We start from the raw sequence: 18,975 nt of genomic DNA, 5'->3' as shown, positions 1-18,975 counted from the left end.
ACGTTTTTAACGAAAATTATCAGTAGTTTTTGTTTTATATTTTTGATATTAAGCAAATGAACGAGGATTTACATCGTGTGCATATTCTTTTAATTCCAATAAACTATACTTCTTACCAAATAAAGTATTTTTATCGGGAACTAAGCGATATGATTTGCTTAATCTCTTCATAAATTTGTTGGTAAACATCTTTCTCTTTTTACCACAAAGCGTATGTTGATTCAGCCATTGTTCTGCTTGATTTCTTGATAGATATTTCATGAAATCTTCCTTTCTATTAGTCGAAGTTGCGAGTAACTTGGCTGTTATTTCATTTTTCACCTATATTGTAGTACTCTAATTGAAATTGGTTAAAATATAATAGTGAAAAGCATAAAATTGATGATAATTTTTTGATTAGATTATAAATTGGCAAATCAGTTTTTTACTAATTTCGATGAGCCGGTAGGCAAGCGTCTGTGTGATCATGATGATATCATCGATGTCACTTTGTATTTTGCAGATAATACTCAAGAAAGAATTGAACTTGCTTGGAGTGAAAATAGTGAAGACAATAATGAGTGGCAGAGTCATCATTTAGAAGTAAAAAAGCCGCTTGATAAAAGTGATCTAGATCAAATTAAACCAGGACTAGCAGAGAAAATGAAAAAAATCGAGCAAAAAGATCGATTTTTGAATCGTAAGATTTTGAGAATCTATGTAGGTAAAGTGGAATAAACCAAAAAATGACTCAATACCTTGATTGGTATTGGGCCATTTTTACTATCCGGCAATTAACATTTTCCAAAGTAAGCTACTAGTATACCAATTGTGTGGTTGAATTGCGGCTAAGCTAGCAACGATGATGCATATTCCAGCTGTTGAAATAGTGATTGAAAATATGCAGTTGACTAAATTCGATGGATAACCACTTTTATGCGCTTGACGAAAAATATTGATAGCAAGCGCCACAAACACTAAACCGACAAATATTCCAATTTGATAATATATGTACAAATTAAATTTCTCCCGTTAGTAAGATTTCATTCTGGGAATATTATAATACTTGATCTTAGAATAGAAAATTACAAATTAAATAGGGATGCATTTTTGCATCCCTATTTAAATTCATATTAATAACTAATAGCGCGATGACCATCTAAAGCCCAGTGAATTTTGAACTTGGCTACGCTGATCTTGCGCTTGGTACCGGTCCATGGATCATTGTAGTAAAGCGTATTACCGTGATAACCAGTAAGAGTGATAGCATGATTAGAAATACTATCAAACATACCAACCCAAACAACTACTAGGTGAGACCGCAATAACTTTTGCTTAATTGCATTAATGCTGCACTTAGTCATAATTTGTGGCTTACCTAAATAGTGTTGAACAACTGGCTTAACGCCGCCGGGTGCAACCCAAAAGCCTAGTGGGAATTTTTTATAAGGTGAACCCACAAAGCCTTTATTTGGATTGGAACTACGTGGCATAATCTTTGCAGCTTGATACTTGCTTACTTTTTTACCAGCAAAGTTAAGCACCATAGTTACCGCAGTAATTTCACAACCAGTAGGCATTTGTGGTCGTTGACAAATTACTTTGGCATTATTTTTGATGCCTGTAATTTATCCTTTTTTGTTAATCCAATAATATGCCTTCTTAGTTGAAGTGTTCTTCATGCGGCGTCTACCTAATTGATCAAAGTAGCTGTAATGCTTAGTGTGAGGAACTTTACGCACATTTTTAAGCATTGCGCCGTTTTTGTTAAATAGGTACCAGTAACCATTAATCTTTTTTAAGCCTTTGATTGCTGCGCCATTTTTTAGGTAGTAGGTATTGCCGTTAGTTACTTTCCAGCCGCTATTATTTTTAGATGGAGTATTATTGGAAATTTGATTAGTCTGATTTTGGTTATTTTCTGAATCCTGAGTAGAGTCAGATTTATTTGTTTGAGTATTATTATCCTGTTGCTTGTTATTACTAGTTTGATTGTTTTGAGTATTCGTCTGGCTAGCCCGAGATTGATCAGTTTCATCAGCTTTAACTGTAGTAGAAAAGCCAGTGAGCAAGAAGCAGGAAATAACACTAATGAATAAAATTTTGCCTTTCATAATTTACCTTAGATGAATGGACGCTTGATTCCTGCAATAACGTTACGTTGGCTGTTTGTAATTGGTGCAACCATTACGCGTGGTGGCCAACTTTCGATAACGCGGTTGTTACCTAAGTAAATAGCAACGTGCCAAATAGTGTGTGTACCTGGTTGGTAGTAGAATACTAAGTCACCACGTCTTCTTTGAGAGTATGCAACACGCTTGAGATGCTTATCTGCCCAAAGATTGCGCGAGTTCCATTCATTGCCTGGGTGAGCGTGACCGATTGAACTAGTTGGAACAGGACTGATTCCGCCAGCGTAAAGTCCTTGCATTACTAAACCGGAGCAATCTACACCGTAAGCTGGACTTGAAGAACAACCTGCAAGCCATGGCTTACCCATGTATTTGTAAGCTTGGTTAATCATTGCTTCGATGTGAGCTTTTCTTCCTTGCCAAGCTTTAGCTTTTAATGGAGCAACATAACTATCGATTCCATACCAAGATTTTTTAGAAAAGCCCATCTTTTGCCAAGTCTTAAGGTTAACGTTACCAGTTGCCTTTAAGCCGTGACGACGTTGGAAATTCTTAACTGCATTGTAAGTAGCTTGGTTGTAGTAATTCTTACCATACCAAGTACCCATGCGGTGCATTACTTTCCAGGTTTTAATCCCTTCGTATCCGCGGTAAAGGTTATAGCCAACGTGACCATATGGCTTGATTTGAGTGTAATGAATTTGATGATAGCCCTTAGGATTTTGGTAACCCTTAACTTTAGCTATCAATGTTTTTTTAGCGCTGATGTACTTGCCGTTATTTAACTTTAAAACTGGAGCGTTATCAGCGGGGATGACTAACTTACTAGTTAAATAGTGATATCCCTTTTTGGCTTGATGATCAACTTGAGTTAAAGCGGCATCCTTATAAATAGTAGTATTTTGCTTTAAGCGAATGATCTTAGGATTAGATGAAAGATAGTCGCTTTTATTGAAAGTCGAAGCTTTCTTTTCTGTAGCAGAGCTTTGAGACTGATTAGAGTTCTGTACTACTTGAGTATTTGATTGAGCATCGTTAACAGTATCAGCTTGAACGTGATTTGCAGAAGCGATTCCCGTACCAAGCAAAACTGCCACGATAGCTGTGGTCCACTTTGTTTTTTTCAACATATATTTCTCCTCCATATTTTTTGGGAATTCATTGGTTATTTTACTTGTGTTTTAAAAAATTTTAAATAGGGAGAAAGAATTTAAAATAAGTAGAAGATATAAATGAAAAAGAATAAAATAAATAGGATGAAACTGAATGAATTTTGACTTTCATAAAATTAAAAATGGCTCAATGATAAGGGATCTTTTAGTGTATTCTTCACGTATGTGGAGGTGATCCTCACCTGCATCTTTTGTAACAAGAGTAAATACTGTATTCTTCACGTATGTGGAGGTGATCCTAGAAGTGTGGACTATAAGCCTGAACTAGTTCCGTATTCTCCATGTATGTGGAGGTGATCCCAAAATGAGTAAAAATTTATATTTAGACATTAAGTATTCTCCACCTATGTGGAGTAACCAAAAAGAGGACTAATCCAGCCAGATTAGTCCTTTTTTGTATCTATATTAAAATATTCCTTCGCTGCATCACTCATACGATCGGGCGTCCAGACCGGATACCACACAAATTCGACATCAACATTTTTTACTTCTGGCACTTTTTTAACCGCTTGAGTAATGCCATCAATTAGGTAACCAGTTAGCGGACAAGCAGGGGTGGTCAAAGTCATGTTGATCAGACAGATCCCATCTTTGTCCAAGTCGATTTCATAAATTAGCCCTAAATTGACTACGTCAACGTTCAATTCAGGATCAATGACTGTCGCCAATTGATTGATAATATCGTTTTTAATTGTTTCACCGTCACGCATTTTATCACGCATCCTTGCCAAAAATTTTAGCTTTGATTGCTTGGCCGGTTGGAGTGCCAGCTAAGCCGCCGATTCCGGTTTCGCGGAGGGATGCTGGCATTTGATGACCAACTTTTTTCATGGCGTCGATACATTCGTCGGCCGGAATTACACTGGTGCATCCCGCAAGCGCCATGTCTGCCGCAATCAAGGCGTTCCCAGCACCAATCGCATTTCTTTTCACGCAAGGCACTTCAACCAGTCCTGCAATAGGGTCGCAGACTAGACCGAGCAAGTTAGACATTGCAATCGACATTGCTTGTGCGCTCTGCTCAGCACTGCCACCAGCTGACTCAACTGCGGCAGCGGCGCCCATGGCAGATGCACTACCAACTTCGGCTTGGCAGCCACCGGTTGCGCCGGCAATTTCTGCGTTATTGGCAATAACAAGGCCGAATCCACCAGCAGTAAAAAGAAAGCGAATCATTTGCTCTTCACTAAGATCCATTCTTTTTTCTAATAAAAACAAGACACCAGGCAAGGTACCAGAGGAGCCAGCTGTAGGTGTGGCACAAATTACGCCCATTGAAGCGTTGACTTCGTTGGTGGCAACCGCATTTTGCACTGCGGCCATGATAGTGTCACCAGATAAAGTATGGTGAGTTTGACGATACTTTTTAATTTTGACAGCTTCACCACCAGTTAAACCTGTTTTAGAAAATACGCCATCACCACTTTTTCCACGCTCCACTGCGGCACGCATTGTAGCCAAATTATGTTTCATCCGGTTCCAGACCATTTGACGCGGCAGACCAGATAGCTCGCATTCTTGTTCAATAATTAACTCCGAAATAGGTTTATGTTGCTTTTCAGAATCAGCAACAATTTCTTTAATATGGTTATACATAATTTTGTTCCGTTTCAAAGACAAATAATATTTTCAAACTTTTCTTTTAACTCTTTTACTAAGGCAGGCTTGAGATAGTTGTCGATATCGTATTCGTAGATATTGCAATCTTTGGTGTAAAAAATTCGCTTCTTACTAAAAGGAGCTTTTTCCTGTAATAAGAAAGTCAAATTTTGCTCGTTAAGAATATCTTTTTCATAATCAAGCCAAATAATAATTGGCAACGAACCCGTTGGGGTGATTTCGGTGTCGTGAATTATTAAATGACGAATTTCGATCGATCCACCGCCGATAGAACAGCCCGATATCTGTGCCTTTTTGGTTCCGCTAGACATATCTAAGATTGCTGTATTGGGATGATCGATTGGACTAGGTCCATCTTCTTCGACAAAGCGAATATCGACGCCACGTTTTTTAGCAATCTCAGGTGCGTTAGGTACACGCAGATCATCTGTGTCAAAGCCTAAAATTCCCGCGGCGATAGCGTAGTCTGTCCCGTGGCCGCGATGAGTTTGGGCGAAAGAGCCATAGTAATGGACTGTTACTTTTCTAGGAACTCCTCCAAAAAGTTTGTTTCCAGCTCGGCCGATTGCAACGGCACCAGCTGTATGTGAACTAGATGGACCTACCATGATGGGCCCGATAATATCAAATACGCTTTTGTAACGATTCGTCATTTCTGTATCTCCAAGTAAGTATTCTGCTTTCATTATAGCGAATTATTACTAATCAATGTATTATTTTAATAGTAATTAAAAATTAGCTAGGGGTTGAAGATAATGACTAAAGAAAAAGATGAATTGAAGAAAAATTTGGAAAAGGTAGCAGAAGAACAGGGCGGACAACAAGCAGTATCTTATCAAGACTTGTTTAATCCAAGATTCATGCAAAAGAATACGCATTTTACTACGATTGATGTTTTTGTAAGAGAGTTGGGCGCAAGAAGTTTTCCTGAGATTGAACAATTAGGTCAAAAAGTGGTAGATGATTTTGTTAAGAAGGAAACTAATTTTAATAGCTGGGAAGAAATGCAACAGCGTGCAGTTAGCGAATATATGACTAGCTTGTTTTAGTAAAGAATAAATTACTAAACATAGAATAATAGTTTTTATTCTTATTTTGTAAGCGCTGTAACTTAATATGCTATCATAGATATGAAGAGTAATTAAAAAACTATTGATAGTTATGAACTTATATTTATAAGTTCGGAGGAAGTTATATGACAGACAAAGAAATTTTGCAAAAGATTGAACAAAAAGTTAAGGATTCAGAAAATTGGAGCGTTTACCATCATTTAACAGATAATCTAGGATCACCTGCAATAATGCTTCGTGAAGCTAATACTAATGCAGATAGATTAGGTGTTAACATTGATGTCTTCAAAGGATATGCTTATTTGTTCTTAGACAACGGAACGCCAGCAGAACCAGGCAAACCATTTTCTGTTCAAACCTTAACTAGCTTGAATGCATTGACAGAATTGCTTGACATAGTAAAGCCTTACATTAAAAGAAATTAAATTCATTAGATCATTAAAATGCCTCACTGTTGTGGGGCATTTTTTCATGACTAATTTTAAATTTTCTTAAAACATTAAGTGATATTTTTCACATATAATAGTAAAAGACAAATTTTTAGAAAGTTGGAAAAGAAGTGACACATAAAAAATCATTTTTTCCTTGGTGGATATTTATCGTTTGTTGTTTTATCTCAATGATTGGGTTTGGCTTGTTGGTTAATACAATTGGATTATTCTTCGGGCCAATCAGTCAAGAGTTTAATGTAGGACGTGCTAATGTTGCACTAATGACGACATTTCAGAATGCGGCTGCCGCAATTGCCTTGCTTTTTGCTGGTAAAATCATGGAAAAGGTAAATTTACGCTGGCTTTTAACCGCTTGCTTTGTCTTAATTGCCGTTAGCATGCTTAGCTTAACTTTTGCCAATTCATTAGTTCATTTTTATCTTGCATGGACAATCATTGGGATTTGTCAGCCGATCGCAATTACTTTGTCAATTCCTGTTTTGCTTAGCAAGTGGTTTAACCAAAAGCTCGGCACAGTGATGGGAATCTCGCTCGGACTTTCTGCTTTAGGTGGAACGATTTTTAATCCGATTATTGCCGAAGTAATTAAGCAATTTGGTTGGCGTGGCGGCTTTGTTGGTGAAGCTCTATTGATTGGACTGATTTTAGTTCCTTTAGCTATTTCAATTAAGCCTGAACCAACGATGCAATATCCTGCATATGGCAAAGCAATGCAATCAAGCAAAAAGGTGGCTTTAACAGGTTTAAGCCTGAAGCAAGCTTTGAAGATGCCAGTATTTTACGCTGTAGCTTTCGCCATGCTTGCACTGCAATTTGTTTCCGGTTCTGTCCAACATATTTCAGGACATATTACTAATATCGGAATTTCACCAATCACTGCCGCAACTGTTGTATCAGGAGTAATGATTGGTGCCGCAATTGGTAAGATTTCTATTGGTTATTTCCTTGATAAGTTTAATGCCAAGTTAGTTTTAGCCGTTTATTCTTTATTCGGTGTAATCGGTTGGGGCGGCCAGGCAATGCTTAGAGAAAGCAATTTATTGATTTTAGCTGCCGTAATTCTCGGTCTTGGTCAGGGAGTTTGTTTAGTTGCATTGCCATATTTAATTCGTCAAATTTTTGGTGAAAAAGACTATAGTAACATTCTTTCGGTCGTCAATATGATTGGTGCATTTGCCATGTCAGCTTCGGTTTACTTGATCGGTTTATTCTTCGATCAAACTGGATCTTACGACTTAGGATGGATGATTAATGTCTCAGCATTTGTACTTAGCTTCATTGTGATCATGATTACACTAGGTAAAAAAGAAAGCGTAAATTCTGATTTAGAAATAGTTGAGTAAAAAGAAAAAGCTTCGTCTCATAAGAAACGAAGCTTTTTTGCTTGCCTAATTATTTATTTTCATTAACTACTTTAACGATTTGAATCAATACAGTTGGCATTACTGCAAGACCAATAATCCAAAAAAGTTGCTTGCCAGTTAAAGGAGTTACGGCAAACAAACCGTGCAATGCTGGTACAAACAAGATTAATGCTAAAAGCAATGTACCTACAGCAAATGCAGCTAAGCTGTACCAGTTGTTCTTAAAGCCAATCTTGAAAATGCTGTGTTGTGAACGACAGTTGAAACCGTGAAGCAATCTAGCAAATGTCAAAGTAGAGAATGCCATCGTACATGCAACAGCTGGACTAGTTTGACGACCAATCATGAAGGCGGTAATTACGCCGACTGCAATGATCAAGCCTTGAAGTCCTACCTTGGTAACTAATGATTTATCCAAAATACCAACCTTAGGATCACGTGGCTTTCTGTCCAATACATCTGGAGCACCTGGTTCCACACCGATTGCTAAAGCTGGAAGAGAGTCAGTAACTAAGTTAATGAACAGTAATTGTACAGCGATAAATGGTACTGAAAAACCACCAATTGAAGCAAATAATACCGTAATAATAGCTGACAAGTTACCTGAAAGCAGGTACATAATAGCATTTTTAATGTTTTCAAAAACAGTTCTACCATTAGCAACAGCCTTGATGATGGTTGCAAAATTATCATCAGCCAAGATCATGCTGGCAGCGTCCTTAGATACTTCCGTGCCGGTGATTCCCATGGCAACACCAATGTCGGCTTTCTTTAAAGCAGGGGCATCGTTAACACCGTCACCAGTCATAGAAACGATATGATCCTTCTTTTGCCATGCGTTAACAATTCTGATCTTGTTTTCAGGAGATACACGAGCATAAACAGAAATCTTCTCAATCTTTTGTTCAAGCTCTTCATCGCTCATCTTATCAAGTTCAAGACCAGTAACAGCTAAGTCACCATCGTTGAAGATACCAATCTTTTTAGCAATAGCAACTGCAGTAACCTTGTGGTCACCAGTAATCATTACAGTACGGATACCAGCTTTTTTAGCTCTGGCAACAGCTGCAATACTTTCTTCACGAGGTGGATCCATTTCAGAAACCAAACCAATGAAGGTAAAGCCATTTTCTGTTTCAGGTGTTAAGTCCTCATCGCTTTCTTTATAAGCGAAAGTTAACACACGCAAACCATTTTCGGAGAAGTGTTGGTTTTGAGCTAAGATTTGCTTCTTATCTTCTTCCGTGATTGGACGAACTTCGTCATCTAATCTAATGTTAACGCAACGATCAAGCAAGACATCGATGGCACCCTTAACAAAGATAGTAGGAACTGTATGAATCAAGTGCTTAGTACTCATCAATTTTCTATCAGAGTCAAAAGGTACTTCTTGCTTACGAGTTAAAAGCCCTCTTAAATCTTCTTCAGTTAAGCCTAAGCCTTTATCACCTAAGTCGATACCAGGTACTTGGCGGTACATTTCTAATAATGCGTATTCCGTTGGGTCACCGATACCCTTGCCATCAACTAAGCTAGAATCGTTGTTTAATACTGCATCATATAGTAAGTAACGATGTAATTGATTATCTAGGTCAAGTTGATTTGGCTTAAGAGTTTTACCACCGATATAAATATCTTGGACAGTCATCTTATTTTGGGTTAAAGTACCGGTCTTATCAGAACAAATAACTGATACTGAACCAAGCGATTCAACGGCAGCCAGGTTTTTAATAATGGCATTTTCTTTAGCCATTTTTTGTGTACCCATGGCTTGAACGATGGTTACGATTGAACTTAAAGCTTCAGGAATTGCAGCTACGGCCAATGCTACTGCGAAGAGCAAAGCATCCATAATTGGTTGACCACGCCATATTTGCAAACCAAGCACAATAGCACAGATAATTAAAATTGCTGTGGCAAGTTTTGACGAGAACTTATCAAGTGAGATTTGCAATGGGGTACGACGTTCCTTGGTTTCGTTCATTAAGGAAGCAATCTTACCGATCTCTGTGTTCATCCCTGTGGCCGTAACTACTACATTAGCACGACCATAAGTTACAAGAGAACTAGAGTAGACCATGTTGATACGATCACCAAGTGGCATTTCATGATCAAATTCTACATCCGCTTTATCAATGTTAGTTGATTCACCAGTTAAAGAACTTTCATTAACTTGCAGTGAGAAGTTCTCCAAGATACGTCCATCGGCAGTTACCATGTCACCAGCTTCAAGTAACATAATATCGCCGGGAACAACATCTTTTGAATCAATTTCAATCTTTTTGCCATCACGCAAAACTTTAGCACTAGGTGAAGACAGTGATTTTAATGATTCAAGTGACTTCTCAGCTTTGATGTGCTGCACAGTACCTAAAATTGCGTTCAGGATTAAGACCGCGATAATTACTAAAGTACTTTCAAGTTCCCCAGTAAAGGCAGAAATCACGGCAGCGATAATTAAGATAATTACCATCAAGTCTTTAAATTGTTCTAAAAAGACCTGCAATGTCGTTTTCTTTTTGCCTTCAATCAAGGCGTTCTTGCCATACTTAGTTAGGTTATCCTTAGCCTGCTGAGATGATAAACCACCGCTACCAGTCTTTAATTCTTCTAAGACTTTAGCTTTGGTCTGTAAATAATATTGTTTCACTATAAGACCCTCCAATAAATTTCAGTAAGTCCCAAACAAAAAAGAGACTACTGCATAAACTTAAGAGCGTTTATGTAATAGTCTCACCATTTAAACTCACAGCGGAAATTTCTTTCGTGACTTGACGCCATGAGTACAATTATTTGTCGGTTACTCCCTATATATATATTAGATTTATATCATACATGTATCTTTTTTTCAACTGCTTCGTTAATTATTTTGATTTAATGTAATTTACGCCAGCAGCTGCAGGAGCAACAGATTTTCCAAGGAAGACGACTAGGACAACGATTGTGATGACATATGGAGCGATTTGCATATAAACCGTTGGGATTTTTTCAAAGCCTGGAAGTTGATTACCGATGATGCTTAGACTTTGAGCAAAACCAAAGAAAAGGGATGAAAGCATTGCGCCAATTGGATTCCATTTACCAAAAATTACAGCAGCTAAAGCCATAAAACCTTGACCAACGATAGTTGAGATAGAGAAGTTACCGGAGATTGATTGAGCAAAGACTGCGCCGCCCAAACCGGCCATAAAGCCTGAAGTAAGGACTCCGATGTAGCGCATTTTATAAACATTTACGCCAAGGGTATCAGCGGCTTGCGGATTTTCACCAGTTGACCGAAGACGCAGACCAATTCTAGTTTTGTAAAGAATCCACCAGAGCAAGACCGTGATGATAATTGCAAGCCATGCAGGAGCAGAAGTATTAGTAAAAAAGATTTTACCAATGACAGGAATGTCAGCTAATCCCGGAATATTGGTGTAACCAAAGTTGGCAGTAATGTTAGGAGTTTGACCTTTCTCATAGATGGCTTTTATTAAAAATACACCTAAAGGCGGAGCTAATAAATTTAATACCGTACCACTGATGATATGGTCAGCATGAAGGTTAATTGTAGCGAATGCATGTAATAGAGAAAAAATCAAGCCGAAGATTGCACCAACTAGTGCGCCTAGCCATGGAGTAGCGGCACCAAAATCTTGGGCAAAAGTAAGGTTGAAGATAATGGAGGTAAAAGCACCAACGGTCATGATACCTTCAAGACCAATATTGACAACACCCGAATTTTCACTGTATACACCGCCTAGGGATGCAAGAATTAATGGAGCAGAATACACCAAGGTTGAGGAAACGATTAATGCTAGAAGAGATGTGAGATTCATAATACTGGTCCTTCTTTTTGTAATTTGATATTTGGTCCATCGACACCGTTGTTCGGACCAATTTCTGTACCTTTCTTTAAAGGATGCTTATAGCTAGCTGTTTTCTTTACTGCAAAGAGCAAGTCAAAGACATATTTGATAGCAATGAAGAAAATGATAGCGGCAATTACAATTGAAACAATTTCGTAAGGTACGCCGGCTACCGTTTGCATACCAAGACCACCAATTTTAAGGATAGAAAAGAGGAGAGAGGCAATTAAAATCCCAATTGCTGTACTATTTCCTAATAAAGCTACTGAAAGTCCATCCCAACCGATGTTAATACTGCTAGTTTGAGTAAAGTAGTTTTGGTAAGTTCCTAAACCTTGCACTACACCGCCGATTCCTGCAAAACCACCAGAAAGAAGCATGGAAAGGATGATGTTCTTTTTAGCAGAAATTCCAGCGTAACGGCTGGCAAATGGATTAAGACCTACAGCTTTGATTTCAAAGCCGACAGTTGTTTTCTTCATGAGGAACCAATAAATTAAGATGACACCAATTCCCAAGAAAATACCGGCGTTGATACGAGAATCACCGAAAAGATGGCTCAGCCAATCTAAGTGCAAGCTGCCATTGGCGGGAATGTCTTTAGTAGTGTCCGCACCATTGCGCAGACTTTCTGGCATAACTTGCTGCATTAAATATTGGCAAAGGTAAAGCACGATATAGTTGAGCATGATGGTTGTAATTACTTCATTAGTGCCAAAATATGCTCGTAAAAATCCTGCTATCCCAGCTACAATTGCTCCGGCTAGAGCACCTGCTAAGATTGCCAATGGCAACAAGATGTATTTAGGTAAAGTTGGATTGGCTAAAACGATCCAAACAGAGGTAAGCCAACCGGCTTGAGCTTGTCCTGGCAATCCAATGTTAAAAAATCCTGCTTTTGATGCAATGGCAAAGCCAACTGCAGTAAAAATCAACGGGGTGGCTTCACGGATGGTTTCGCCTAAGCCATTCATGTTACCAAGAGCACTAGCAAACATGGAAGAATAAGCGGTGATTGGATTGTAGCTCCAAATGAGCATGATAATTGCTCCGATTAAAAATCCGGCAATTACCGAAATAATAGGTACTAAATAACGTTTTGTTTTAGCTGAAACTTTGATCAAGGTCTTGTCCTTCTTTCTGTATACCGGTCATTAATAAACCTAATTCGGTTTCATTAGTTTGGTCTGGCTTGACTACGCCAGATTTTTGACCATCATGCAGTACTAAAATGCGGTCAGATAACTGCATGATTTCGTTTAGTTCGTATGAGACAAGGAGGATCGCCTTACCTCTGTCACGTTCTTTTAGCAATTGTTTATGAATATATTCAATAGCCCCAACGTCTAGTCCGCGAGTTGGTTGAAAGGCAATGATCAAATCACTGCCTCGTTCAAGTTCGCGGGCAATAATGACTTTCTGCTGATTACCACCTGAGAGTTCTCCCGTAGGTAAATCGCTGCTGGCGGTTCTGATATCAAACTTTTTAACTGCCGCTTTAGCATGCTTCTTGATTGCATCGAAGTTGATAATTCCGTGATGAGAAAAAGGTTGCTGGTAGTAGCTTTGCAAAATAAGGTTATCTGCTACCGACATCTGCAGAATTAAGCCATATTTTTGTCGATCGGCAGGGATGCTGGCTACTCCTTGTTCCGTGATCTTTCTCGTAGGCTTGTTGGTCATATCTTGACCATTGATGATGACGGACCCCTGATCAACGTGACGTAAACCGGTAATTGCTTCAACTAGTTCATCTTGACCGTTGCCGTCAATTCCGGCAATGCCTAGAATTTCGCCGGCGCGAAGTGAGAGTGAGAGTCCTTTAATGGCTAAATTGCCGCGATTTTCTTTGACTTGCAGGTCTTTAACCTCAAGAATATTTTGCCCAAAATTTTCGGCTCTTTTGGTCAATTTCATTTCTACCGCATGCCCAACCATTAATTCTGCCATGCGCTTGTTGCTAATGTCTTTGACTTGATAAGTACCAACATCCTGACCAGTACGGATGATCGTAACTTCATCTGCGACCGCCTTAATTTCTTCTAATTTATGAGTAATTAAAATAATGGATTTACCTTCATGAGCTAATCCTTTAAGAATGTTCATAAATTCTTTAATTTCTTGTGGGGTTAAAACGGCAGTAGGTTCATCAAAGATAAGGATATTTGCGCCGCGGTAGAGGATCTTAAGGATTTCAACCCTTTGTTGCTGTGCGACTGTGATATCGGCAACTTTTTTATCGGGATCAATGGCTAGATGATAACGTTCAGATAAAGCTAAAACTTTTTCTTTTGCTTTTTTAATATCTAAGACAGGTCCTTTAGTAGTCTCATGACCCAAAATAATGTTTTCTAAAACTGTGAAAGAATTAGCTAGCATGAAGTGTTGATGCACCATCCCGATACCCAATTTTTTGGCAGCCGTGGGACTAGCGATATTAGTTTTTTCACCGTTAACAAATATTTCACCAGAAGTGGGTTCAAGTAAACCTGAGAGAATACTCATTAAAGTTGATTTTCCTGCACCATTTTCGCCGAGTAGTGCTAGGATTTCGCCTTTATGCAATTTGAGATTGATATCGTTATTAGCTTTAAAACCATTAAAGTCTTTAACGATATGTTTCATTTCAATAACTGTATTTTTATTTTCCATAGCTTGATATTTCCTATAAAAAAACTCTCCATCAAGACGAAGAGTTTTTGACTGTTAAATTAGAAATTATTTACTTGGTTTAGTAGCAACGTTAATCTTACCGTCAATGATTTGCGTACGTGCCTTTTGAACTGCTTGCCAAGCCTTGTCGCTAAGTTGTCCCTTAGTAATTGAAACGCCATTGCCCTTCAAGCCGTAGACAAGGTGCTTGCCACCTGGAAACTTGTCGTTGTAAGCATCATCGGCAATACTCTTAGTGGCAACGTTCAAGCCCTTTAAGACAGAAGTTAAAGTAAAGTTAGCTTTCTTACCGTTCTTAGCAGTGTAGTTACCTAATCCGGATTGATCAACATCAACCCCAATTACCCAAACTTTCTTGTCGGCTGGTAATGTTTGGTTGTAATCCTTAGCTTCTTGGAAGACACCGTTACCAGCATTACCTGCTGCTTGGTAAATAATGTCGGCCTTGTTAGCGTACATTGATTGAGCAATTGACTTCGCTTTATCAGTAGCAGTGAAGTTACCGATGTATTGAGTTTGAACGGTGATCTTCTTATGAAGCGCCTTAGCACCATCGGCTACACCTTGCCTAAAGCCCGCCTCGAACAAGTCAATAATGGCTGATTTGGCACCACCGATAAAGCCGACTTTGTTGGTCTTAGTTGTGTAAGCTGCAGCTAAACCGCCGAGATAGGAAGCTTCATTACTCTTGAAGGTGACAGAAGCAACATTCTTTTGACCATTAACTACACTGTCGACGATTACGAAGTTCTTCTTAGGATTCTTCTTGGCAGCCTGACTAACTGCTTGTTGTAGTTCGAAGCCGACACCGAAGATGGTTTGATAACCAGCCTTAGAAGCTTGGTCGAAGTTGGGAACGAAATCGGAAGGACCACTTGATTGGAAGTATTGATAACCGCCCTTGCCTTGCTTTAAGCCATGTTCTTTACCGTAAGCTTTAAATCCAGCCCACGCAGCTTGGTTAAAGGAATGGTCGTCAACACCGTTTTGGTCGGTGATTAAGGCAATACCGTGTTTGGTATCCTTGTTAGTTGAAGCACCTTGCTTCTTGCCCGAACAAGCGGTTAAGGCTAAACCTGCCGCAAATACAATCGCACCAACTGATAAAATCTTTTTGAACTTTGAGTTCATTTCTACCTCCAGAATTGATATTATTTTAAGAATGATTCGATTAAAATGATAAATTAATGTACGTGTTATGTCAATATAAAACTTAAAATAAGCAAATTATGTATATATATAGTGCAAAAAGCGAATAATATGTGATATACTGCTTTTAAAATTAATATTCTGAGAGGAAAAACTAAATGCAAAAGAAAATCGCAACCGGTAAGATCTATTTAGGTGGATCATTCAATCGAGAGATAGATCATGAACGAGTGGAAAGGGCAAAAGAAATATTGGCTAAGAATCCAACCATTGCCAAAGTACATTTTCCATTCGATTATGATTTTGTTGATCCGGAAGAGAAGAATCCAGAAATTGGTGGCCAAAGAAGCATGACCTGGCGAGTGGGTACTTTCCAAAATGACCTTAATGGGATAAACAGTGCCACTTGTGGCGTGTTTTTATATGACATGGATATCCTAGACGATGGTTGTGCGTTTGAAATTGGCTTCATGCGAGCAAATCATAAGCCAGTAGTGTTGGTGCCATTTACTGAACATCCGGAGAGACCGAAGAAGATGAACCTGATGATTGCGCAAGGCGTTACTGCGATTATTGATGGTAATACGGAGTTAGAAAAACTAGCTGAGTATGATTTCAATTGGACGCCTTATATTCCTGTGACAGGTTATGGCATTTATTAGAAAAAGTTAAAAGCATCCCGATGGGGATGCTTTTTTGTGTTAGATAAAAATTAAATTCATGATTTGCTACTGCAATATTGCAGATATGCCTGTTTTTGAGTCTTGAGATATTAAAATATAAAAGAGAAAATCTTTTAGTAATAAGGAGTTAGAAAATGGATTAAAAAAAGACTTTGTTTACTAGCATGGCTGCAATTACCTTGCTATCAGTTGGTACAACTGCAATTGCTGCTAATAGCAATGCAGAGGTGGTTGAAGCAAAAACTGTTTCTAGAAAGTTGAAACGTAATGCCGCTATTGACACTAGCCATGGTAAACGCACTCATAAGAAGTATTTGAAGAAGGGCATGAAAATCAAGATTTACGGTTATAAGACCATCAGGGGTAAGAAATATGCGCGTATTGGCAAGAACAAGTACGTTTTAGTTTCTAACTTGGCTTCGGCAAAGAAAAAAGCCGTGAAAAAAACTGATCAAAGTACTTCTAACAATTCTTCAGATACTACTGATGACGATATTGCACCGGTAGATCCAGCTAAGCTTGCTGTATACAAGGGTTGGTTGAAGAATAGAAAGAGTGGTAACTTGGTTGCTTTGAGAGAAACTAAAGCAGAATATGATGGCTCTTACGATGATGATGGACTTGAAATAATTCGCAAAGGTCGAGCTATCAAAATCCTTGATGATGACGATAATTGGGGAACTGACATTATTAACACCAAAACTGGTTTTAACCTTGAAATCAGTGGTACTATTGATGATTATGTTTATAATTTAGCCGACTTTGATTTTAAGGCTTATGATGGCAGTTACAAGAATAAGCTTAAGAATCTTAAGAAGTACACTAATGATGATGGTGATGCTGCTAAAATCTCATTTGTACCAACAACAAGTGTTGTTTCTCTTCCAGATGAAGAAGGAACCCAAACTTTAACTGCAGGTAAGAAAGTAACACTTTATAATCCAGACTTATTGATTAACGGTGACGGCGAATACGTGGTTGAAGCTAATAATAGTAAGGGTTATACATTCCAAGTTCCATATAACCAAATTACTGGTTGGAAGAGACCTTAATTTGAACTAGATATGAAAAAGCTCCGTGTAAAGCGAAGCTTTTTTATGTTATAGATTAATTTTTAGGACTCTATGTCAAAATCCAAAAAGAAAAGACTTGGCTTGGATTTTTTGTTTAGGCTACGTTTGAATATGCGCTAAAATTAATATGTTGACTAATGAATAATAAAATTTAGGAGAATTAGATGATTAACGGAGAAATTAAAAACAAAGTTGATTCTTTGTGGGATGATTTTGCCGCAGGTGGTTTAACTAATCCGCTGGAAGTTATTGAGCAGATTACTTATTTAATGTTCATTCATGATTTAGATAGTGCAGATAATGTGCATCGCCAAGAAAATGAAATGCTTGACCTTCCTTATGAGAGTATTTTCGATGGAAAGAAAGATATTGGTGGTCAAATAATTAATGTAACTGATTTAAAATGGTCAGTTTTTCATGATTTTCCTCCACAGAAGATGTTTGATCTAATGAATCATTTTGTCTTTCCTTTTAAAGAAAGCCAACCAATTATTGGATAAAGCTGGCTACAAGAAGAAAGGCAAATGGAGGGTTCAACCTAATGGCAAGCCTTTGAATATTCACTTGGCCGCAATGACAGGTTCAGCAGTGCAAGAGCCGATTATTCAGAATTATATTCAACAGTGGTATAAAATCGGCTTGCATGTCAGCTTAACTGGTGGCAGATTAATTGAGTTCAATTCCTTCTACGACAAACTGGACCACGATGATAAAAATGTCGATATGTTTATGGCAGCTTGGTCATTGTCGTCAGAGCCTTCACCAAGAGGGATGTACAGCGAAACTAACCCAATGAATGACTCTAGATTCGTTACCAAGGAAAACAATAAATTGCTTGATGAAATTGATTCTACTAAGGCATTCAATCACAAGTACCGGGTAGCAGCTTTTCATAAATGGCAACAATATATGAACGATGAAGCTTATATTGTACCAATGACTAACTCTTATGCGATTCAAGCTGTTAATAATAAGATCGTGAACTACTCGTTAAAACCAGCAGCTGCAAATAGTGTTTGGTACAAAGTAGGCTTTAGTAAGTAGTTAATTTCTTAACGTTAAAGATGGTGTTCGTTTGAATTATGAGACTGGTAATAGTCGAATAGAATAAAAAGAAAATGATTCAATACCACTCAAGGTACTGAATCATTTTTAATTTGCAATCAAAATTTTCCAAAGCGAACTGCTAGTGTACCAGTTCTGGGGCTGAATAGCCGCTAAGCTAGCTACAATGATGAAGATGCCACCAATGGCAATAGATAAGGCAAAGATGTAATTAACCATGGTGAACTGCGAACTTTCATTAATAGATTGGCGCAAAATATGGATAGCAAGTGCAACTAAAATCATCCCTATTGAGATACCGATTTGGTAAAAAACATACATCAACTTTTCCCCAGTCTTTTTAAATCTGTTAAATATTATATGATTTTTTGAATAATAAACAAAAATTAAAATTAAATTTGACTTATATTAATAAGTCTATGAGACTGTAAAATAGTTTGTGTAAGGATGAATGATTCCTTAAATTAATTTCTTAAAATATTAGAAAAAGGAGTTCCTTTCTCGTATGATTGGCTTGAACAAAAAACACATACAGAAAGAGGAACTCCTTCATGAATGATTTTACCAAAGATTTTGCTCAAGCTCTATTCAATCAAGACAAAATTAATGATTTATTGCGTAAAGAACTACAACAGGCAGTTAATGACTTGTTAGAAGCTGAATTAACTGCCTTTCTAGGTTATGATCCTTAT

The 18,975-nt window shown here is 37.9% G+C and carries 20 protein-coding genes and 2 pseudogenes; 9 read left to right on the top strand and 13 right to left on the bottom strand.

All coding sequences use genetic code 11. The features are described 5' to 3' along the window. Positions 1 to 48 precede the first annotated feature (48 nt). The gene (locus tag B5E95_RS06925; protein ID WP_087235982.1) at positions 49 to 261 is read right to left on the bottom strand and encodes a hypothetical protein; all 213 of its coding nucleotides are present in this window, start codon (positions 259 to 261) and stop codon (positions 49 to 51) included. Positions 262 to 408: 147 nt separating this feature from the next. On the opposite strand from B5E95_RS06925, the gene B5E95_RS06920 reads away from it, so the two are divergent. After that, positions 409 to 717: a hypothetical protein gene (locus B5E95_RS06920; RefSeq protein ID WP_051518982.1), complete on the top strand. Its 309-nt coding sequence runs from the start codon at positions 409 to 411 to the stop codon at positions 715 to 717. A 395-nt stretch (positions 718 to 1,112) separates the two neighbouring features. Here B5E95_RS06920 and B5E95_RS06910 read toward each other — a convergent pair whose 3' ends face one another. The 6 genes from B5E95_RS06910 to B5E95_RS06890 all read right to left on the bottom strand — a co-directional run bounded on the left by B5E95_RS06910 (position 1,113) and on the right by B5E95_RS06890 (position 5,556). After that, complete coding sequence (locus tag B5E95_RS06910; RefSeq protein WP_272867351.1) at positions 1,113 to 1,577, bottom strand: C39 family peptidase; 465 nt, start codon at positions 1,575 to 1,577, stop codon at positions 1,113 to 1,115. Between the two features lie 30 nt (positions 1,578 to 1,607). Beyond that, positions 1,608 to 2,093 (bottom strand): hypothetical protein, encoded by a 486-nt coding sequence (locus B5E95_RS10940; RefSeq protein ID WP_241146332.1) that lies wholly within the window; start codon positions 2,091 to 2,093, stop codon positions 1,608 to 1,610. An 8-nt stretch (positions 2,094 to 2,101) separates the two neighbouring features. Continuing rightward, positions 2,102 to 3,256: a DUF5776 domain-containing protein gene (locus B5E95_RS06905; protein ID WP_087235980.1), complete on the bottom strand. Its 1,155-nt coding sequence runs from the start codon at positions 3,254 to 3,256 to the stop codon at positions 2,102 to 2,104. Positions 3,257 to 3,666: 410 nt separating this feature from the next. Next, positions 3,667 to 3,993: a metal-sulfur cluster assembly factor gene (locus B5E95_RS06900; protein WP_056945622.1), complete on the bottom strand. Its 327-nt coding sequence runs from the start codon at positions 3,991 to 3,993 to the stop codon at positions 3,667 to 3,669. A gap of 4 nt (positions 3,994 to 3,997) precedes the next feature. After that, positions 3,998 to 4,879: an L-serine ammonia-lyase, iron-sulfur-dependent, subunit alpha gene (sdaAA, locus tag B5E95_RS06895; RefSeq protein ID WP_087235978.1), complete on the bottom strand. Its 882-nt coding sequence runs from the start codon at positions 4,877 to 4,879 to the stop codon at positions 3,998 to 4,000. Between the two features lie 14 nt (positions 4,880 to 4,893). Continuing rightward, positions 4,894 to 5,556 carry a serine dehydratase beta chain gene (locus B5E95_RS06890; RefSeq protein ID WP_087235976.1) on the bottom strand — a complete coding sequence of 221 codons (663 nt, stop codon included), beginning with the start codon at positions 5,554 to 5,556 and terminating at the stop codon, positions 4,894 to 4,896. A gap of 102 nt (positions 5,557 to 5,658) precedes the next feature. On the opposite strand from B5E95_RS06890, the gene B5E95_RS06885 reads away from it, so the two are divergent. From B5E95_RS06885 to B5E95_RS06875, 3 genes are all read left to right on the top strand, one after another. Beyond that, positions 5,659 to 5,952 carry a hypothetical protein gene (locus B5E95_RS06885; RefSeq protein ID WP_025006238.1) on the top strand — a complete coding sequence of 98 codons (294 nt, stop codon included), beginning with the start codon at positions 5,659 to 5,661 and terminating at the stop codon, positions 5,950 to 5,952. 146 nt (positions 5,953 to 6,098) lie between these two features. After that, on the top strand, positions 6,099 to 6,398 hold the full coding sequence (locus tag B5E95_RS06880) for a hypothetical protein (protein ID WP_087235974.1): 300 nt from the start codon (positions 6,099 to 6,101) through the stop codon (positions 6,396 to 6,398). A 134-nt stretch (positions 6,399 to 6,532) separates the two neighbouring features. After that, on the top strand, positions 6,533 to 7,768 hold the full coding sequence (locus B5E95_RS06875; protein ID WP_087176448.1) for an MFS transporter: 1,236 nt from the start codon (positions 6,533 to 6,535) through the stop codon (positions 7,766 to 7,768). 49 nt (positions 7,769 to 7,817) lie between these two features. On the opposite strand, the gene B5E95_RS06870 is transcribed toward B5E95_RS06875, so the two are convergent. From B5E95_RS06870 to B5E95_RS06850, 5 genes are all read right to left on the bottom strand, one after another. Further along, a complete protein-coding gene (locus B5E95_RS06870; protein ID WP_162606880.1) occupies positions 7,818 to 10,439 on the bottom strand; it encodes a cation-translocating P-type ATPase in 2,622 nt (873 codons plus the stop codon). Between the two features lie 214 nt (positions 10,440 to 10,653). After that, the gene (locus B5E95_RS06865) at positions 10,654 to 11,610 is read right to left on the bottom strand and encodes an ABC transporter permease (RefSeq protein ID WP_087235972.1); all 957 of its coding nucleotides are present in this window, start codon (positions 11,608 to 11,610) and stop codon (positions 10,654 to 10,656) included. Next, the gene (locus tag B5E95_RS06860; RefSeq protein WP_087235970.1) at positions 11,607 to 12,764 is read right to left on the bottom strand and encodes an ABC transporter permease; all 1,158 of its coding nucleotides are present in this window, start codon (positions 12,762 to 12,764) and stop codon (positions 11,607 to 11,609) included. Before B5E95_RS06860 ends, B5E95_RS06865 begins: the two co-directional genes overlap by 4 nt. Next, positions 12,745 to 14,292 carry an ABC transporter ATP-binding protein gene (locus B5E95_RS06855; protein WP_056945604.1) on the bottom strand — a complete coding sequence of 516 codons (1,548 nt, stop codon included), beginning with the start codon at positions 14,290 to 14,292 and terminating at the stop codon, positions 12,745 to 12,747. The genes B5E95_RS06860 and B5E95_RS06855 overlap by 20 nt, the downstream gene beginning before the upstream one ends. Positions 14,293 to 14,358: 66 nt before the next feature. Beyond that, on the bottom strand, positions 14,359 to 15,444 hold the full coding sequence (locus B5E95_RS06850; RefSeq protein ID WP_087235968.1) for a BMP family lipoprotein: 1,086 nt from the start codon (positions 15,442 to 15,444) through the stop codon (positions 14,359 to 14,361). A 176-nt stretch (positions 15,445 to 15,620) separates the two neighbouring features. Between B5E95_RS06850 and B5E95_RS06845 the strand changes: the two genes are divergently transcribed. The 4 genes and pseudogenes from B5E95_RS06845 to B5E95_RS06830 all read left to right on the top strand — a co-directional run. After that, positions 15,621 to 16,124, top strand: a complete 504-nt coding sequence (locus B5E95_RS06845; protein ID WP_014566027.1) for a nucleoside 2-deoxyribosyltransferase — start codon at positions 15,621 to 15,623, stop codon at positions 16,122 to 16,124. 185 nt (positions 16,125 to 16,309) lie between these two features. Further along, complete coding sequence (locus B5E95_RS06840) at positions 16,310 to 17,197, top strand: SLAP domain-containing protein (protein ID WP_087235967.1); 888 nt, start codon at positions 16,310 to 16,312, stop codon at positions 17,195 to 17,197. A 185-nt stretch (positions 17,198 to 17,382) separates the two neighbouring features. After that, on the top strand, positions 17,383 to 17,718 hold the full coding sequence (locus B5E95_RS06835; protein WP_087235966.1) for a type I restriction-modification system subunit M N-terminal domain-containing protein: 336 nt from the start codon (positions 17,383 to 17,385) through the stop codon (positions 17,716 to 17,718). Continuing rightward, a pseudogene (locus tag B5E95_RS06830) lies at positions 17,690 to 18,262 on the top strand (ABC transporter substrate-binding protein); the annotation flags it as partial. The gene B5E95_RS06835 and the pseudogene B5E95_RS06830, both read left to right, overlap by 29 nt. A 108-nt stretch (positions 18,263 to 18,370) precedes the next feature. On the opposite strand, the gene B5E95_RS06825 reads toward B5E95_RS06830, so the two are convergent. After that, the gene (locus B5E95_RS06825) at positions 18,371 to 18,604 is read right to left on the bottom strand and encodes a hypothetical protein (protein WP_013438316.1); all 234 of its coding nucleotides are present in this window, start codon (positions 18,602 to 18,604) and stop codon (positions 18,371 to 18,373) included. 230 nt (positions 18,605 to 18,834) lie between these two features. Here B5E95_RS06825 and B5E95_RS10535 point away from each other — a divergent pair. Then, positions 18,835 to 18,975, top strand: a pseudogene (locus B5E95_RS10535) (IS256 family transposase); the annotation flags it as partial.

Source organism: Lactobacillus gallinarum (assembly GCF_002160635.1).
Lineage (GTDB): Bacteria > Bacillota > Bacilli > Lactobacillales > Lactobacillaceae > Lactobacillus > Lactobacillus gallinarum.
The sequence above is the reverse complement of the archived record's forward strand: the minus strand, read 5'-3'. Positions and strand labels throughout refer to the sequence as shown.

What these genes read in the sequence shown, in the direction of transcription:
- B5E95_RS06925 (WP_087235982.1), bottom strand. Translation starts at nt 261, where the DNA reads ATGAAATATCTATCAAGAAATCAAGCAGAACAATGGCTGAATCAACAT.
- B5E95_RS10940 (WP_241146332.1), bottom strand. Translation starts at nt 2,093, where the DNA reads ATGAAAGGCAAAATTTTATTCATTAGTGTTATTTCCTGCTTCTTGCTC.
- B5E95_RS06905 (WP_087235980.1), bottom strand. Translation starts at nt 3,256, where the DNA reads ATGGAGGAGAAATATATGTTGAAAAAAACAAAGTGGACCACAGCTATC.
- B5E95_RS06900 (WP_056945622.1), bottom strand. Translation starts at nt 3,993, where the DNA reads ATGCGTGACGGTGAAACAATTAAAAACGATATTATCAATCAATTGGCG.
- sdaAA (WP_087235978.1), bottom strand. Translation starts at nt 4,879, where the DNA reads ATGTATAACCATATTAAAGAAATTGTTGCTGATTCTGAAAAGCAACAT.
- B5E95_RS06890 (WP_087235976.1), bottom strand. Translation starts at nt 5,556, where the DNA reads ATGACGAATCGTTACAAAAGCGTATTTGATATTATCGGGCCCATCATG.
- B5E95_RS06885 (WP_025006238.1), top strand. Translation starts at nt 5,659, where the DNA reads ATGACTAAAGAAAAAGATGAATTGAAGAAAAATTTGGAAAAGGTAGCA.
- B5E95_RS06880 (WP_087235974.1), top strand. Translation starts at nt 6,099, where the DNA reads ATGACAGACAAAGAAATTTTGCAAAAGATTGAACAAAAAGTTAAGGAT.
- B5E95_RS06865 (WP_087235972.1), bottom strand. Translation starts at nt 11,610, where the DNA reads ATGAATCTCACATCTCTTCTAGCATTAATCGTTTCCTCAACCTTGGTG.
- B5E95_RS06855 (WP_056945604.1), bottom strand. Translation starts at nt 14,292, where the DNA reads ATGGAAAATAAAAATACAGTTATTGAAATGAAACATATCGTTAAAGAC.
- B5E95_RS06850 (WP_087235968.1), bottom strand. Translation starts at nt 15,444, where the DNA reads ATGAACTCAAAGTTCAAAAAGATTTTATCAGTTGGTGCGATTGTATTT.
- B5E95_RS06845 (WP_014566027.1), top strand. Translation starts at nt 15,621, where the DNA reads ATGCAAAAGAAAATCGCAACCGGTAAGATCTATTTAGGTGGATCATTC.
- B5E95_RS06840 (WP_087235967.1), top strand. Translation starts at nt 16,310, where the DNA reads ATGGCTGCAATTACCTTGCTATCAGTTGGTACAACTGCAATTGCTGCT.
- B5E95_RS06835 (WP_087235966.1), top strand. Translation starts at nt 17,383, where the DNA reads ATGATTAACGGAGAAATTAAAAACAAAGTTGATTCTTTGTGGGATGAT.
- B5E95_RS06825 (WP_013438316.1), bottom strand. Translation starts at nt 18,604, where the DNA reads ATGTATGTTTTTTACCAAATCGGTATCTCAATAGGGATGATTTTAGTT.